General features: G+C 36.9%; 16 protein-coding genes. 9 read left to right on the top strand and 7 right to left on the bottom strand.

What is annotated here, in order from left to right; all coding sequences use genetic code 11:
• Positions 1-298 precede the first annotated feature (298 nt).
• The 6 genes from gvpC (at position 299) to CA730_RS15765 (ending at position 4,626) form a co-directional block, all read left to right on the top strand.
• Entirely contained in the window at positions 299-892 is a 594-nt protein-coding gene (gene gvpC / locus CA730_RS15790; RefSeq protein ID WP_096668701.1) for a gas vesicle protein GvpC, read from the top strand.
• Between the two features lie 339 nt (positions 893-1,231).
• Positions 1,232-2,311 (top strand): gas vesicle protein GvpN, encoded by a 1,080-nt coding sequence (gene gvpN / locus CA730_RS15785; protein ID WP_231939857.1) that lies wholly within the window; start codon positions 1,232-1,234, stop codon positions 2,309-2,311.
• Positions 2,312-2,396: 85 nt separating this feature from the next.
• On the top strand, positions 2,397-2,846 hold the full coding sequence (gvpJ, locus tag CA730_RS15780; RefSeq protein ID WP_096668697.1) for a gas vesicle protein: 450 nt from the start codon (positions 2,397-2,399) through the stop codon (positions 2,844-2,846).
• Positions 2,847-2,958: 112 nt separating this feature from the next.
• Complete coding sequence (locus CA730_RS15775; RefSeq protein ID WP_096668695.1) at positions 2,959-3,468, top strand: gas vesicle protein K; 510 nt, start codon at positions 2,959-2,961, stop codon at positions 3,466-3,468.
• 46 nt (positions 3,469-3,514) lie between these two features.
• Positions 3,515-4,252, top strand: coding sequence for a gas vesicle protein GvpF (gvpF, locus tag CA730_RS15770; protein ID WP_096668693.1), 738 nt, complete (start codon positions 3,515-3,517; stop codon positions 4,250-4,252).
• Positions 4,253-4,263: 11 nt separating this feature from the next.
• A complete protein-coding gene (locus CA730_RS15765) occupies positions 4,264-4,626 on the top strand; it encodes a gas vesicle protein GvpG (RefSeq protein ID WP_096668691.1) in 363 nt (120 codons plus the stop codon).
• Positions 4,627-4,772: 146 nt separating this feature from the next.
• Here the strand turns inward: CA730_RS15765 and CA730_RS15760 are convergent, their stop codons facing one another.
• Entirely contained in the window at positions 4,773-5,090 is a 318-nt protein-coding gene (locus tag CA730_RS15760; protein WP_096668689.1) for a gas vesicle protein, read from the bottom strand.
• A 146-nt stretch (positions 5,091-5,236) separates the two neighbouring features.
• Here CA730_RS15760 and CA730_RS15755 point away from each other — a divergent pair, with 146 nt between their 5' ends.
• From CA730_RS15755 to CA730_RS15745, 3 genes are read left to right on the top strand one after another with little or no spacing between them, the layout of a single operon-like run.
• Positions 5,237-5,917: a GvpL/GvpF family gas vesicle protein gene (locus CA730_RS15755; protein ID WP_096668687.1), complete on the top strand. Its 681-nt coding sequence runs from the start codon at positions 5,237-5,239 to the stop codon at positions 5,915-5,917.
• A gap of 38 nt (positions 5,918-5,955) precedes the next feature.
• Positions 5,956-7,830, top strand: a complete 1,875-nt coding sequence (locus CA730_RS15750; protein WP_172891202.1) for an ArsA family ATPase — start codon at positions 5,956-5,958, stop codon at positions 7,828-7,830.
• Between the two features lie 39 nt (positions 7,831-7,869).
• Positions 7,870-9,702 (top strand): AAA family ATPase, encoded by a 1,833-nt coding sequence (locus CA730_RS15745; RefSeq protein ID WP_096668683.1) that lies wholly within the window; start codon positions 7,870-7,872, stop codon positions 9,700-9,702.
• Positions 9,703-10,089: 387 nt separating this feature from the next.
• Here CA730_RS15745 and CA730_RS15740 read toward each other — a convergent pair whose 3' ends face one another.
• The 6 genes from CA730_RS15740 to CA730_RS15715 form a co-directional block, all read right to left on the bottom strand.
• Positions 10,090-11,208, bottom strand: a complete 1,119-nt coding sequence (locus tag CA730_RS15740; RefSeq protein WP_096668681.1) for a transglutaminase domain-containing protein — start codon at positions 11,206-11,208, stop codon at positions 10,090-10,092.
• Between the two features lie 93 nt (positions 11,209-11,301).
• A complete protein-coding gene (locus CA730_RS15735) occupies positions 11,302-11,796 on the bottom strand; it encodes a hypothetical protein (RefSeq protein WP_231939856.1) in 495 nt (164 codons plus the stop codon).
• A gap of 98 nt (positions 11,797-11,894) precedes the next feature.
• Complete coding sequence (locus CA730_RS15730) at positions 11,895-12,365, bottom strand: hypothetical protein (RefSeq protein ID WP_096668677.1); 471 nt, start codon at positions 12,363-12,365, stop codon at positions 11,895-11,897.
• 233 nt (positions 12,366-12,598) lie between these two features.
• Complete coding sequence (locus CA730_RS15725) at positions 12,599-12,973, bottom strand: hypothetical protein (RefSeq protein ID WP_096668676.1); 375 nt, start codon at positions 12,971-12,973, stop codon at positions 12,599-12,601.
• 21 nt (positions 12,974-12,994) lie between these two features.
• Positions 12,995-13,339 (bottom strand): hypothetical protein, encoded by a 345-nt coding sequence (locus CA730_RS15720; protein WP_157749996.1) that lies wholly within the window; start codon positions 13,337-13,339, stop codon positions 12,995-12,997.
• 121 nt (positions 13,340-13,460) lie between these two features.
• On the bottom strand, positions 13,461-13,810 hold a 350-nt coding region (locus CA730_RS15715; RefSeq protein ID WP_231939855.1), incomplete at its 5' end, for a hypothetical protein.

Raw genomic sequence — 13,810 nt, 5'->3', positions numbered from 1 at the left:
GTAAATTCCTAATATCAGGATTAATGAATCTTTAATTTAATCCTGATATTCAACCTGCTTTTTTTTATTATCTGTATATCCCTCTTCTATCAAAATCAGGTGAAACCTTCATTTTACTAGGCTGTCAAACCTTGAAAATCTGTTGATTTATCTAAATAGTGATGAAAGAAGAGCATTTTGAAATTAAGGTTTCTCAAAGGATATAACAAAAAAGCGGAAACCTCTGAAACTAGATTCAGTGGATTAAAAAATTCAGTGAATCTAGTTAATGCCAGTTTATCATTTTCTGGAGAAATTTATGACCGCTTTAATACCAAAAATTCGCCAAGAACGTCAGTCAATAGTTGAAGCAGTAGCTCAACTATTTCAAGATACTAATCAATTCTTGTCTGCTACAACAGCGAAAAGAAACGCCCAAGCTAAACAGCAAGCAGAAGAACTACAAGCGTTCCGTAAGCAAGTTGAGCAAACTAGCCAAGAATTTTTAGCACAAGCTGCTCAAGAACGCATTGCTCAAGCTCAAAAACAAGCAGAAGAACTACAAGCGTTCCGTAAGCAACTTGAGCAAACCAGCCAAGAATTTTTAGTAGCAACTGCCCAAGAACGCATTGCTCAAGCTCAAAAACAAGCAGAAGAACTACAAGCGTTCCGTAAGCAACTTGAGCAAACCAGCCAAGAATTTTTAGCAGAAACTGCCCAAGAACGCATTTCTAAAGCTCAAAAACAGGCAGAAGAACTACAAGCGTTCCGTAAGCAACTTGAGCAAACCAGCCAAGAATTTTTAGCAGAAACTGCCCAAGAACGCATTTCTAAAGCTCAAAAACAAGCAAAAGAACTGCAAGCATTCCGTCAGGATTTGTTTGTAAGTATTTTTGGTATTTCCAGCCGTTAATCTCTCAATACACAGAGTTTATCTGTTAGAGAATAGGTCTAAATAGTAATGCCCCCTGACATTCCAGGTGCAAAGCTGGTAAAACAAGGGGGCGAATAATAAAATTCAACAATGAGTTTAGGCCTGAAGAGTCGGCAGTCCATATTTAAACCGTAGCGACAGTAACGTATAAATTCAATTTAGCGTTAAATTTACTACGTTTATTAAACTGGAGTTCTTACTTCATGCGCTTAACTAATGGAACGATAATAGCACATCAATTGAGAAATTTCACATTATTCTCATAATATTCCTTTTTTCTGACAATCTTAATTTACTGACCATCTTCATCTCATAACTATGACTAAAACTAATCATAAAAGAGCAGTTCTTCGTGTCCGTCCAGGGCAGTTTGTAGTCACACCTGCTATCGAGCAAGTCGCAATTCGGGCATTACTTTATCTCAAATCAGGATTCCCCATTCACTTACGTGGACCAGCCGGCACAGGGAAAACAACCTTAGCACTGCACTTGGCTCACTGTCTAGACAGACCAGTCATGTTACTATTTGGAGATGACGAATTTAAAAGTTCGGATTTGATTGGTAGTGAATCCGGTTACACTCACAAAAAATTACTAGATAACTATATCCATAGTGTTGTTAAAGTTGAAGACGAATTCAAACAAAATTGGGTTGATTCTCGATTAACTCTCGCTTGTCGTGAAGGCTTCACTTTAGTCTATGACGAATTTAACCGTTCACGACCTGAAGTTAATAACGTCTTGCTATCAGCATTAGAAGAAAAAATTCTTAGTCTTCCCCCTAGCAGTAATCAGCCAGAATACCTGAGTGTTAGTCCTCAATTTCGGGCTATTTTTACATCTAATCCCGAAGAGTATTGTGGAGTTCACTCTACACAAGATGCTTTGATGGATAGACTGGTAACTATTAATATGCCAGAACCAGATGAGATAACTCAAACAGAGATATTAATTCAGAAAACAAACATACAAAAAGAATATGCTTACTTAATAGTCCGGTTAGTTAAATCATTTCGGATAGCTACAGGTGCGGAAAAAACCTCTGGATTACGGTCTTGTTTAATGATTGCTAAAGTCTGTGCAGACAACAACATTGTAGCAACAGCAGAAAATTCCTTTTTTCAGGAAATTGCTATGGAGATTTTGTCTAACCGTACCCATCTATCTGTCAGTGAGTCTACAGATATTTTCCTGGATGTCATTTCTCAATTTTCCACCAAAGAAATCGAGATGTTAAATGATGCCGAATTGGGTAGCTTACCAACAATGGATACGCTCGCTAATACAGATTTAGGAAATGATATCCCCTTAGAAAAAGAAGCTTCTGATTACGTAAGTCAGCAAAAAAATAACGAATTCAAGGGATTTCAAAAGCCTTCAACCAAAGTTCTTAACTAATTATTAATGCTCCATATTCTTCGGAGCATTAATAATTAGTTTACAAAATTCATTGTGTTTATACTATTCAAGAGTTGAATCATTCGTGACTTCTACGCCAATACTGCCAACACGTCCTCAAAGCAACTCAAGTCGAGCTATTAACACATCTACCCAGGGTTCGACTTTAGCGGACATTCTCGAAAGGGTTTTAGATAAAGGAATTGTCATTGCTGGCGATATTTCTATCTCTATTGCCTCCACAGAACTTATACACATTCGGATTCGCTTGTTAATTGCTTCCGTGGATAAAGCCAAAGAAATGGGTATCAATTGGTGGGAAACAGACCCTTATCTCAGTAGCAAAGCTCAACGTTTAGTTGAAGAAAATCAGCAACTTCAGAATCGCCTAGAGAGCTTAGAATCACAGCTAAATTTACTAACAGCAGCCAAAGTAAAAGAGCAAATTCCGTTAGTAGAGAATACTGAAGATAATCCTGATCAAACCCATGAAGAAAGTATTCCATTGCCGATAGATTCTCAACTTGATGTCTAATTAATTGAAATTTAGGAGTTATCCATATCCAATTGATAAACACTGGAACTCTGGCGATTTTAATGATTAAATTACATCAAAGAAATTTAAACCTTTATGTGGCATCATAAAAATGGTCTACACTCCAGTTGAAAGCTCCAACGATTTCCTCAGCGTCACTCCAGTTGAAAACTCTAGCGAATTTCTAAACACCTCTCCTAAAAAGAAATCTAATAATGAAACGGGTTTAGCACCCTTATTATTGACTGTATTGGAATTGATACGCCAATTGATGGAAGCTCAAATAATTCGGCGCATGGAAGAGGATTTACTCAGTGAATCTGACTTAGAACGAACCGCAGAAAGTTTGCAAAAGTTAGAGGAACAAATTTTAAATTTGTGCCAGATATTTGACATTGATCCAGCAGATTTGAATATAAATTTAGGAGAGTTTGGTACTCTTTTACCAGCTTCTGGTTCTTATTATCCAGGAGAAACTGGTAGTCGCCCTTCGATCCTAGAGTTATTAGATCGGCTTTTAAATACCGGAATAGTTGTAGATGGTGAAATAGATATAGGTGTGGCTCAACTGGATCTTATTCACGCCAAATTAAGGTTAGTTTTGACATCAAAACCAATTTAATTCCCCGTTATCAGTCGTAAATTTAGGTTTGATTTTTTTGCAGCTTATGAATACTGGTCTTTATTTGTACGGCATTTTTCCAGATCCAATTCCTGAAAATATTGAGCTTCAAGGATTGGATAAACAACCTGTTCATAATCAGGTAGTTGATGGCTTTAGTTTTTTATATTCAGATGCTTGTCAAGAAAAATATTTGGCTTCCCGTCGTAATTTGTTAACTCATGAAAAAGTTTTAGAACAAGCAATGCACGAAGGGTTTCATGTTCTTTTACCTCTACGGTTTGGATTAGTTGTCAAAGATTGGGAGACAATCCAAAAACAACTAATTGAACCATACAAAGAGCAATTAAATGAGTTATTTCAAAAGCTGGCAGGACAAAGAGAGGTAAGCATTAAGATTCTTTGGGATAGCAAATCAGAATTGCAAGCCATGATGGAGTCTAATCATGATTTGAAGCAGCAGCGCGACAACATGGAAGGCAAAAATTTGAATATGGAAGAAATAATTCAAATCGGACAATTAATTGAAAGTAATTTAGCTGCTCGCAAACAGACGGTCATTCAAGAGTTCTTTAATAACTTACATCCTTTAGCTAAGGAGATTGTAGAAAGTGATCCGATGACGGAAGAAATGATTTACAATGCGGCTTTTTTAATTCCTTGGGAAACAGAATCTGTATTTAGCGAACGAGTCGAAGCTATTGATAGAAAATTTGGCGATCGCCTACGTATTCGCTACAACAATTTTACCGCACCCTACACATTTGCCCAGCTTGCTTCATAGGAGTTTTTATTATGCTGACGAAACTTTTACTATTGCCAATCATGGGTCCACTTAATGGACTGGTCTGGATTGGTGAGCAGATCCAAGAGCGTACAAATACTGAATTTGATGCTCAAGAAAATTTGCATAAACAATTATTAAACTTACAGCTTTCTTTCGATATTGGCGAAATTTCTGAAGAGGACTTCGAGATTCAAGAAGAGGAGCTTCTTTTGAAAATTCAAGCCTTGGAAGAGGAAGCCCTCTTAGAATTAAAATTGGCAGAAGAAGAAGCACGCTTGCAACTAGAATTAGAACAAGAGGAAGACTTTGTTATACAACCTCAATTGACAACAGAAATTGATAGAGACAAGGATCTCGTCTTATTACCCTAGTACCGCAGGAATAATAATTTTTAACGTCAACAGACTTATTGCAATACTTAAATAGCGTCTAAGGTGATAATAAAAAACCCGCTTTTGCGGGTAATAATTTTGATTTAATGTGTTCATTTCTACCAAATTCATCAAGATTCTATATTTTAATATTCAATCTCAAAAGTCTGGTAGTTATTGGATTCAACAACATTCTTTGAACGCACCATATTTGGAGCTGTGCTGGAGTGAGGTTGACGCAATTTATGAATCTTTTTCTCTGTGTTATCTATATCATTATTGAGAGAATCTAACCGTTTTTGAAGCGTAGTCATTCGTTCTTTAATAGAAGATAATTCTTTGCTAATACGTTGTTTCTCAGCTACCATCTTATAAAGTTCTAATTGACTAGATGCCTCAGATATATGTCGTGGCATCGTGCTGATTTTAGCTCTAATAATACTACGATGACGAAAGCTTTTCATGATAAAACCTGAATATTTTCTAGTATTATAACCAATAAGTTACTATTGTAAATACTGAATAATTTATAACTAAATTTATCTGGTATTTGCATGAAGACAAATCTTATTAACTCCCACCGTAAAATAGTTTTATACAGGTGAAACATATGGAATTAGAAAACCTTTACACTTATGCTTTTTTAAAAACCCCTAGCTTTTCCTTGCATTTACCAGAAGGTTCTACTACTTCAGTAATTCAAATTGATGGAAATGGACTTTCAGCTATTGTCGAGCCTGGAATATCTTTAGATTCATTTCAAGATAATGATGAAAAAATTGTCCAGATGGCTATAGATCATGATCGAGTTATTTGTGATATTTTTCGGCAGATTACAGTTTTACCATTACGTTTTGGAACTTATTTTGCTAATACAGACAACCTGCTAACTCATCTAGAATCTTATGGGCAAGAATATCTAAATAAGCTAGAAAAAATCAATTGTAAAACCGAATTTATTCTAAAATTAATCCCTCGCATGATCGCAGAAGAATCGCCAGTTTTAGAATCAGGTAGACATTACTTTTTAGCTAAGAAGCAACACTATCAAAAGCAAAAAAACTTTATTCTTGCCCAAGCATCGGAAAAAGAAATCTTGATTAATTTTATCAGTAAAATCAATCAGATTCCCGTTATTATTCAAGAACAAGAAGAAGAAGTACGAATTTACCTTTTAGTCAATTACCAGGATAAAAGTTTACTTTTAGAACAATTTTTAACTTGGCAGCAAACTTGCCCTCGTTGGGATCTATTTTTAGGAGAAGGTATTCCTCCTTATCACTTCATTTAATTATTTCTGCCAACTTTTATTTACTTTTTTAGCATTTTATGAATCAATACGACTCACTTCATTTAGTCATGTTTAGCGGTAAAGGTGGAGTTGGTAAAACTACAATTTCTTGTAGTTTTGCTCGTTATTGGGCAAGACAATTCCCTGAAGAAAGAATTTTGTTGCTTTCTACAGATCCCGCACATTCTTTAGGTGATATATTACTTTCAGAAGTGAAAGATTATGCCTCACCATTAACAGATTTACCTAATTTGAGTGTTCAGGCATTAGACGCTCAAAAACTGTTGTTAGAATTTAAAGCCAAATATAGTCAATTTTTAGAACTATTGGTGGAGCGAGGTAGTTTAGCTGACGGAGAAGACTTAGCCCCTGTTTGGGATTTAAACTGGCCTGGTTTAAACGAATTAATGGGGTTACTAGAAATTCAATATTTACTGGCTGAAAAAAAAGTAGATCGGATAGTAGTTGATATGGCTCCTTCTGGTCATACATTAAACTTGTTACGACTGAAAGATTTTCTGGATGTTATTTTAAACTCTTTAGAACTATTTCAGAAAAAACATCAGGTGATCACACAAACTTTCACAGGAGGTTATACAAGGGATGAAGTAGATGACTTTTTAGCCGATCTCAAACTGCAATTATCAGAAAGTAGACGACTACTACAAGATGATACATTTACAGGTTGTTTAGTTGCCGCAGTTTCTGAACCAATGTGTTTTGCGGAAACAGAGCGATTCTTAGGAAATTTAAAAACTCTAGATGTTCCCTATGCGGGAATAGTAATTAATCGAATCTTGACAGATTTAGATATAGAGCCAGACCGCTATGCGGAACAGCAAAAATTTATCAATAAATTCTTAACAATTTCCCAAAATAAACCCGTTTTTATCGTCCCTCAACAGAAAATCCAACCATTAGGTGGAGTTGCATTAGATAATCTCGCATCTCAAATGCAGAAAATTGATAGCGTTGAACTTGCAACTCCGCCACTAATCCAATGGCCAAGCAAAATTCCCCCCAGCTTTAGTGACTTTATAGCTGAAGGATGTCAACTAATTATTGTTGGTGGTAAAGGAGGAGTTGGCAAAACCACAGTTTCTGCCGCAATGGGCTGGGCTTTAGCTAGTCGTTATCCTGAGAAAAAAATTCGCATGATTTCTATAGATCCTGCTCATTCATTAGGAGATGCTTTTGGTCAAAAATTAGGACATGAACCTGTATTATTAACTCCTAACCTAAGCGGACAAGAAATTGATGCCGCCCAAATATTAGATCAATTCCGTGCTGATTACCTTTGGGAATTAGCGGATATGATTAGTGGGGAAGGAACAGAAACTGAAACAACAGTAAATATTGCTTATCTTCCAGAAGCTTGGCGACAGATTATGTCTCAAGCTTTACCTGGTATAGATGAGATGTTATCCCTAATTACCATCCTCGATTTATTAGACAGTAACGAGCAAGATTTGATTATTTTAGATACAGCACCAACAGGTCATCTCCTGCAATTTTTACAAATGCCAACTGCCTTAGGGGATTGGTTATCTTGGATATTTAAGCTGTGGATGAAATATCAAAATGTTTTAGGTCGAGTTGATTTTATGGGACGGTTGCGACATCTGCGCCAACAAGTTGTCCAAGCTCAAAAGAAATTAAAAGATCCACGTCATACCCAATTTGTGGGTGTAATTCAGGCAGAAGCAGCGATCATTGCTGAACATATCCGCTTAACAGAAACGTTGAAAACAATGAAAATTCAACAACGTTATGTAGTGCAAAATCGCTACAGCCAAGAACTGGCAACTGATAGTAGTTTGTTTCCCGAACAAACAATTATTCGCTTACCTAAGTTACCCAGATCGGTGGAACCGCTTGCCAGAGTTCAAGGTGCTGCCAATCTTTTATTTTAAGTAGATGAACTGTTTAGCATCAATTTTTGGAGGACTGTTATGAGTGATTTATTCAAAGGATTTGAACAGTTACTAGAACTGGTAAAAACCTTAGAAGAAAAAGCAGAAAACGGAGAAATCAAAACCAATGTCCAGTTTAATTCCCGACCTTTAAGCAACATTCCCCGAACAGGAAATATTCCTCGTAGCAATAATATGGGTAATGACGTGGGTACAAGTCGGATGAACACTCAATCCCCCCCGGCTTCTGGTGCAGGTCCCTCAGATCCAGTTGTTCCTCCCGATCCTACTTCAGGTATTGCTCTTAAAGATATCGGTGGACTGAGCGAAATTCTCAAAGAACTCAAAGAACTGGTTGCTATTCCCTTAAAACGCCCTGACCTACTGGCAAAATTGGGACTAGAACCCACCCACGGCGTATTATTAGTTGGTCCTCCGGGCACCGGTAAAACCCTCACAGCCCGGGCTTTAGCTGAGGAACTGGGCGTTAACTACATTGCTATTGTCGGACCCGAAGTCATCAGTAAATATTACGGTGAAGCGGAGCAAAGATTGCGCGGTATTTTTGAAAAAGCCGCCAAAAATGCTCCCTGTATTATTTTTATTGATGAAATTGATAGCCTCGCCCCAGACCGCAGTGCAGTAGAAGGGGAAGTTGAAAAGCGTCTGGTTGCCCAATTATTAGGCTTAATGGATGGTTTTTCCCATAGTCCAGGGGTAATTGTCCTCGCAGCTACCAACCGCCCTGACCACCTTGACCCAGCCTTGCGACGACCGGGACGATTTGACCGGGAAGTCCAGTTTCGCATTCCCGACATCAACGGACGCAAAGAAATTCTGCAAATTCTCACCCGCTCCATGCCCTTGGATGACACGGTTGACCTCGATTTTATCGCTGAACGGGCCGTAGGATTTGTGGGGGCTGATTTGAAAGCTGTCTGTCAAAAGGCTGCTTACACCGCCCTCCGTCGTCAAGTTCCTTCTATAGAAGTGCAAGCTCCAGAAAACATGACGGTTACTCAAACTGATTTTTTACAGGGACTAAAGGAAATCAAACCGGCTGTACTTCGCAGTGTGGAAGTTGAAGTTCCCCAAGTTGCTTGGGATGATATTGGTGGTTTAGAGAATATTAAGCAAACCCTGCGAGAATCTGTAGAAGGGGCGCTACTTTATCCAGAACTTTACCTACAAACTAAGGCTATTGCTCCCAAGGGGATTTTGCTATGGGGTCCTCCGGGAACTGGCAAAACTTTATTAGCAAAGGCTGTGGCTTCCCAGGCCAGGGCTAATTTTATTGGTGTCAATGGACCGGAATTACTGACCCGTTGGGTAGGTGCGAGTGAACAAGCAGTGCGGGAATTATTTGCTAAGGCTCGACAAGCAGAACCCTGTGTCATATTCATTGATGAAATTGATACTTTAGCCCCAGCACGGGGAACTTACAGCGGTGATTCTGGCGTGAGTAACCGGGTAGTGGGGCAATTACTTACTGAGTTGGATGGTGTAGAGGTCGGTGCAAGTATTCTGGTAATTGGGGCAACAAACCGTCCTGATGCTCTTGATTCTGCTTTATTACGGGCAGGAAGGTTGGATTTACAACTAAAGGTAGATTTACCTGATTTAGCCAGTCGTTTAGATATTTTGCAAGTCTATACTCAGGGACGACCATTGTTAGATGTAAATTTAACCTATTGGTCTGAAGTCACGGAAGGTTGGAATGGTGCAGATTTAGTATTGCTATCCAATCAGGCTGCTGTAGAAGCTATTCGCCGTTTTCGATCGCAAGGACAGACAAATCCGGCTGATATCAGGATTACTAATGATGATTTTGAATATTCTTATCAGGTTTTAGTCAGTCAACGTCATGCTTAATTAGATTCTCTCTGTTACCCTCGGCTGCAAGGAATTTGTCCGGGGGTCGGAAAACATAAACAAGTAAGTGCAATCGCCATACTACTGGTAATTGTTTTCAGCGTCGCTACAACTGGATAGAATTGTTATGAATTGATTTAGTGATCGCTTTCCAGCAGTTTCCGATATTATAAGTTACAGATATTAATGATAAAAATCTTGTGGTGCATTCATAAATATTTTGCCCGTCGAGGGTTAGTATTTGATGAAGCTACACTTCAGATTTTGAGTTAGTAACCATAAATAAAAAACATCAATGGCTGAGGTTTTCTCATTAGGGAGTTTGAGAAATTTGTTTTCTCAAGTGTTAACTTGATATTGGGATAAAACAGGAAATAAACACTAAAGTTATCGGTGTCCATATCTGTCTGGAGTTTGGTAATTTTGGGTAAATTTTATAGAACGGTCGAGAGCCTGTTTTTCAAAGCTATCTCTATTTTTCTGTTCAGAAAAAGGTAAAAGCTGCCAATTTAAAAAATGTAAAAGCGGCAAATTTATTTGATCAGGAAAATGGCTTTCGATCATTAATTTGGGGGACCGCATCAGATAATCTGATCTATATGAAGTAGCATCATCATCCCAGGTTGTATCAACAAATTGCCAATTCCCTCCAATCTCAACTGCATTCCAAGCGTGACCTGTCAAACTATCTTTAGGCTTAATCAGTTTTTTCCAAGAAGGAATTGAATCTTGGATCAGATCTAGACGAACTCTTCCTTCAATGTAAACAACATTGGCATCAATTTGTCTGGCTAATGCCTCGAAAAGACGTGCATATCCTTCGCAAACTGCTTTGCGAGTGTCAAAAACTGTTTGTGGGTCTTGGGGATGTCTTATGCCTTTATTCCAAGCTTCTTCATCATAAGTAAGCCAATTAATCACAAAGTCATGTACAGCTTTAATTCTTAAATAGGAATCTGGCTCATTTTCAACAATATACTTAGCCACTGATTGGATGTTTTTTTCCGCACTAGATGGCATATTAGCAATAAGTGGATGAATTGTTGTATAATTCTTCTGGAGCAAGGCTGTCTTTACTTGAGGAAGTTTGGGTCTGTGTATTAGATAACTGACTAAATTACCCCATCCATAGGGATTAGTATAGTGAATCAAAACTATTAATACTGAAATACCCGTTAACTTTTTATGTTTTAGATTTTTCCAGTAACTAAACTTGTCAAGTTGTAATGATTGACAATACTTTCTGAATGACGGATGTTTAATGGTACGACAAATAATGACAACTGCCAAAATTAATATGACGGTTGTTATTAAGTTCGGAATCATGCTAGTAGTTAAATGGGCTGTTCTGAGGATTATTTTTCCTTGCAACCATAAGTAGATAAACCATATAATTAAGAACAGAGTTAGTAAACTAACTCCGATTATTAGGGCTATTTGTTTTTTCTTTCGCTGCTGACGTTTACGGACTTCTTGACGAAAAAGTTCTGCAAAATTTTTACGCATAAAACTCTCCCTGATCTCTAAAATGTGCTTTGATTACTATAGGCGATCGCCTGAATGTGTTGAGAAAACTCCCCCGCAGTGAAATACCCTCAATTATTTATTTTCAGATGGGGTATTTTGTAGTTGTTTTAACTTTAATTCTGCTTCATAAATTTGGCTTTGAACTAACTGAAGTTGCCCTTGAGCCAGATTTTTTTGTATTTCCAATAATTCTGTTTCTTTGATAATTTTTTGCATTCTGATTTTATGTGAATTAGTTCTACCAGGCTGAAAAATGAATCCTATATACACAGTAACATTGTTAGCATCAAGAGTATTCACACCAGCAGAAATGTTGAATCCAAAATCGTTTTCGGTATTCACTGGAGTATCAATGGAATGATTCAGGGGATATATATTGGGAAAGTTAAATTCATTAACATTACTATTTTGATTGGGAGTCTGAAAAATATTATTATACTCCCCTGTTACTTGAGAATTACTATTATTACTTTGTTGGGAAGACTGAGATAAGACAGGTTTATTAACCAGCAATTCTGATATTAATAGATAACAAATACTACAAGTCAATAAATAAAAATTTTTCATGAACATCATTTTACCCCTGATATTGACAAAAAATGACAAACTACAGATATTATCCTTCAAAACTTTTAGCTCAAAACTTCTAAATATTTAACCATGAATCATTGATTCTCATCATCAAGAATGATATTGTTTTCATCTACATAAATAACCAAGATTTGTTTAATATTTCTACTGCCTCCACTCGATTGAGAAAGCTGTATATTTGGTCCTAGTAACTCTACTTGAAAAGGAAATCCGGTAGATTTGTAAACACCAGCAATTTCTAGAATATTTTTACCTTTCTTTAAGATATTTGCAAGAGGAATCTGAGTGTTGTTAGCTACTATCTTTTTAATATTTCTGCCATTGAGCTTAATATTTCCTACAAAGCCATTAGCAGCACTTATTTTGAGAAAGTTGTTTTCTTTGAGATCATTGAGAGTTAAATTAATGATGCTTTCTTGTTTGGTATCTTTTGTTTGATGATAATTTGCAAAAACTAACCTGGGAGATGTAATAGACATACTAAGAGTTAAAATCCCACAATAAAAAAATGTGCTGACTATTGGGTTAATCTTCATTGTTTTCATATTTTTTCTATTGCCTAAAACCAAATTGATGATGAGAGGATGTTTTAAAAGTCTCTCATGATGTATCAACAAATCTTATATCTCCATAAATCGCCCTTATTAAGGGAGACCTTGAAAAATTTAGCCCCATTTTTAAGGAGGCTGGGAGAGCAATAAGTGTCTAACATCATAATTACGAACTTTTCAAACAACCTCTTAAATAAAAATCACAAAAAACAAAAAATTCCTAATTTCTAGGGATTAAAATTCTTAGGTGTTATGATATCGACTGGTACAATAACATTACTTTTAATAATTGGCCCATTCACACCAGTACCATTGCCTTTACCACCTCGCATTTCATGACGTACATTTTGTTGCTGTTCAACTTTTCCCCGACCACCAATATTCACTTGGGTTGCGGTGGAAGAAGTTGTATTCCCGGTACATGGTCCGGTATTTTTCATTTGAACATTAGAACCTTGTTTTGCCTGACTTTGAGAAATATTTAGTTGAACACCAACATGAGACATTACACACTGAGCAGAAGCAGATTCCGTAAACATGGGTGTTAATGTCAAACCCAATAGAGCGGATATACAACCGAAAGATAAAAGATTATACTGCATTTTTATTCTCCTGGAGTACAACTAACGACAAGAAACGGAGAGGAAATTTGTTTGAGTTGTTCGCTGATTTGAACCTCTAGCATTTATGATTTGTTGGCTGACAACTCTATTAGTAGATTTACCACAATTCCGTTTTAATGTATTGACCTGTTTATGTCTAATTACAGAACCTACATTTCTACGACTACGAAATATATTAGGGCTAGAATTTACCTTGATCTTGCCAGTATCTATGGTAGTGTTTCCCTGATTGTCTCTGTTAATTTGGACTTTTCCTGATTGGATATTTATTTCACCTGCTTCGACTACCATAGGGAAAATTAACCACAATATAGTTAGCAGAAGTTGAAGCTTATAGGATTTCATGGGCAATTTATTCCTATGGTATTTGGAGGGAAAAAGTAGGGATAAAGTCAATAATTGTGTTATGTAAACTTTACCCTACGGATATTTGAGGATTAAATTTCTTGAAATTCTCAATTTTGTTTTAGCGTCGATTTCTTCTTGGGGTTCGACCATTGTTGATTATACCTTGCTCACCATTACTAGTAATCGTGTGACCTTTACCTATCACATCTATATAAATATCCTTGGTTTGGGAATTTCCATTACTTGGTCCTGTTCTTTCTCCAGTCCTATTCTCTATAGTTTGTGTATTTTGTGTTCCGACAGTGTTATTTTGCCCTTTCACTTTAATAGTGGTAGTATTATTTTGGATATTAGCATTATCGGCATTAGCAGGAACGGCAGCAGAGGCAATAGTAGTAACGGTTAGTAAAGCGAGGATTAACTTATTCATGGTTGACTTCCTTTTGTTTATTGCTTTTACGTGGTCAG

The organism is Dolichospermum compactum NIES-806 (assembly GCF_002368115.1).
Lineage (GTDB): Bacteria > Cyanobacteriota > Cyanobacteriia > Cyanobacteriales > Nostocaceae > Dolichospermum > Dolichospermum compactum.
This window is presented reverse-complemented; position numbering and strand designations above follow the sequence as displayed.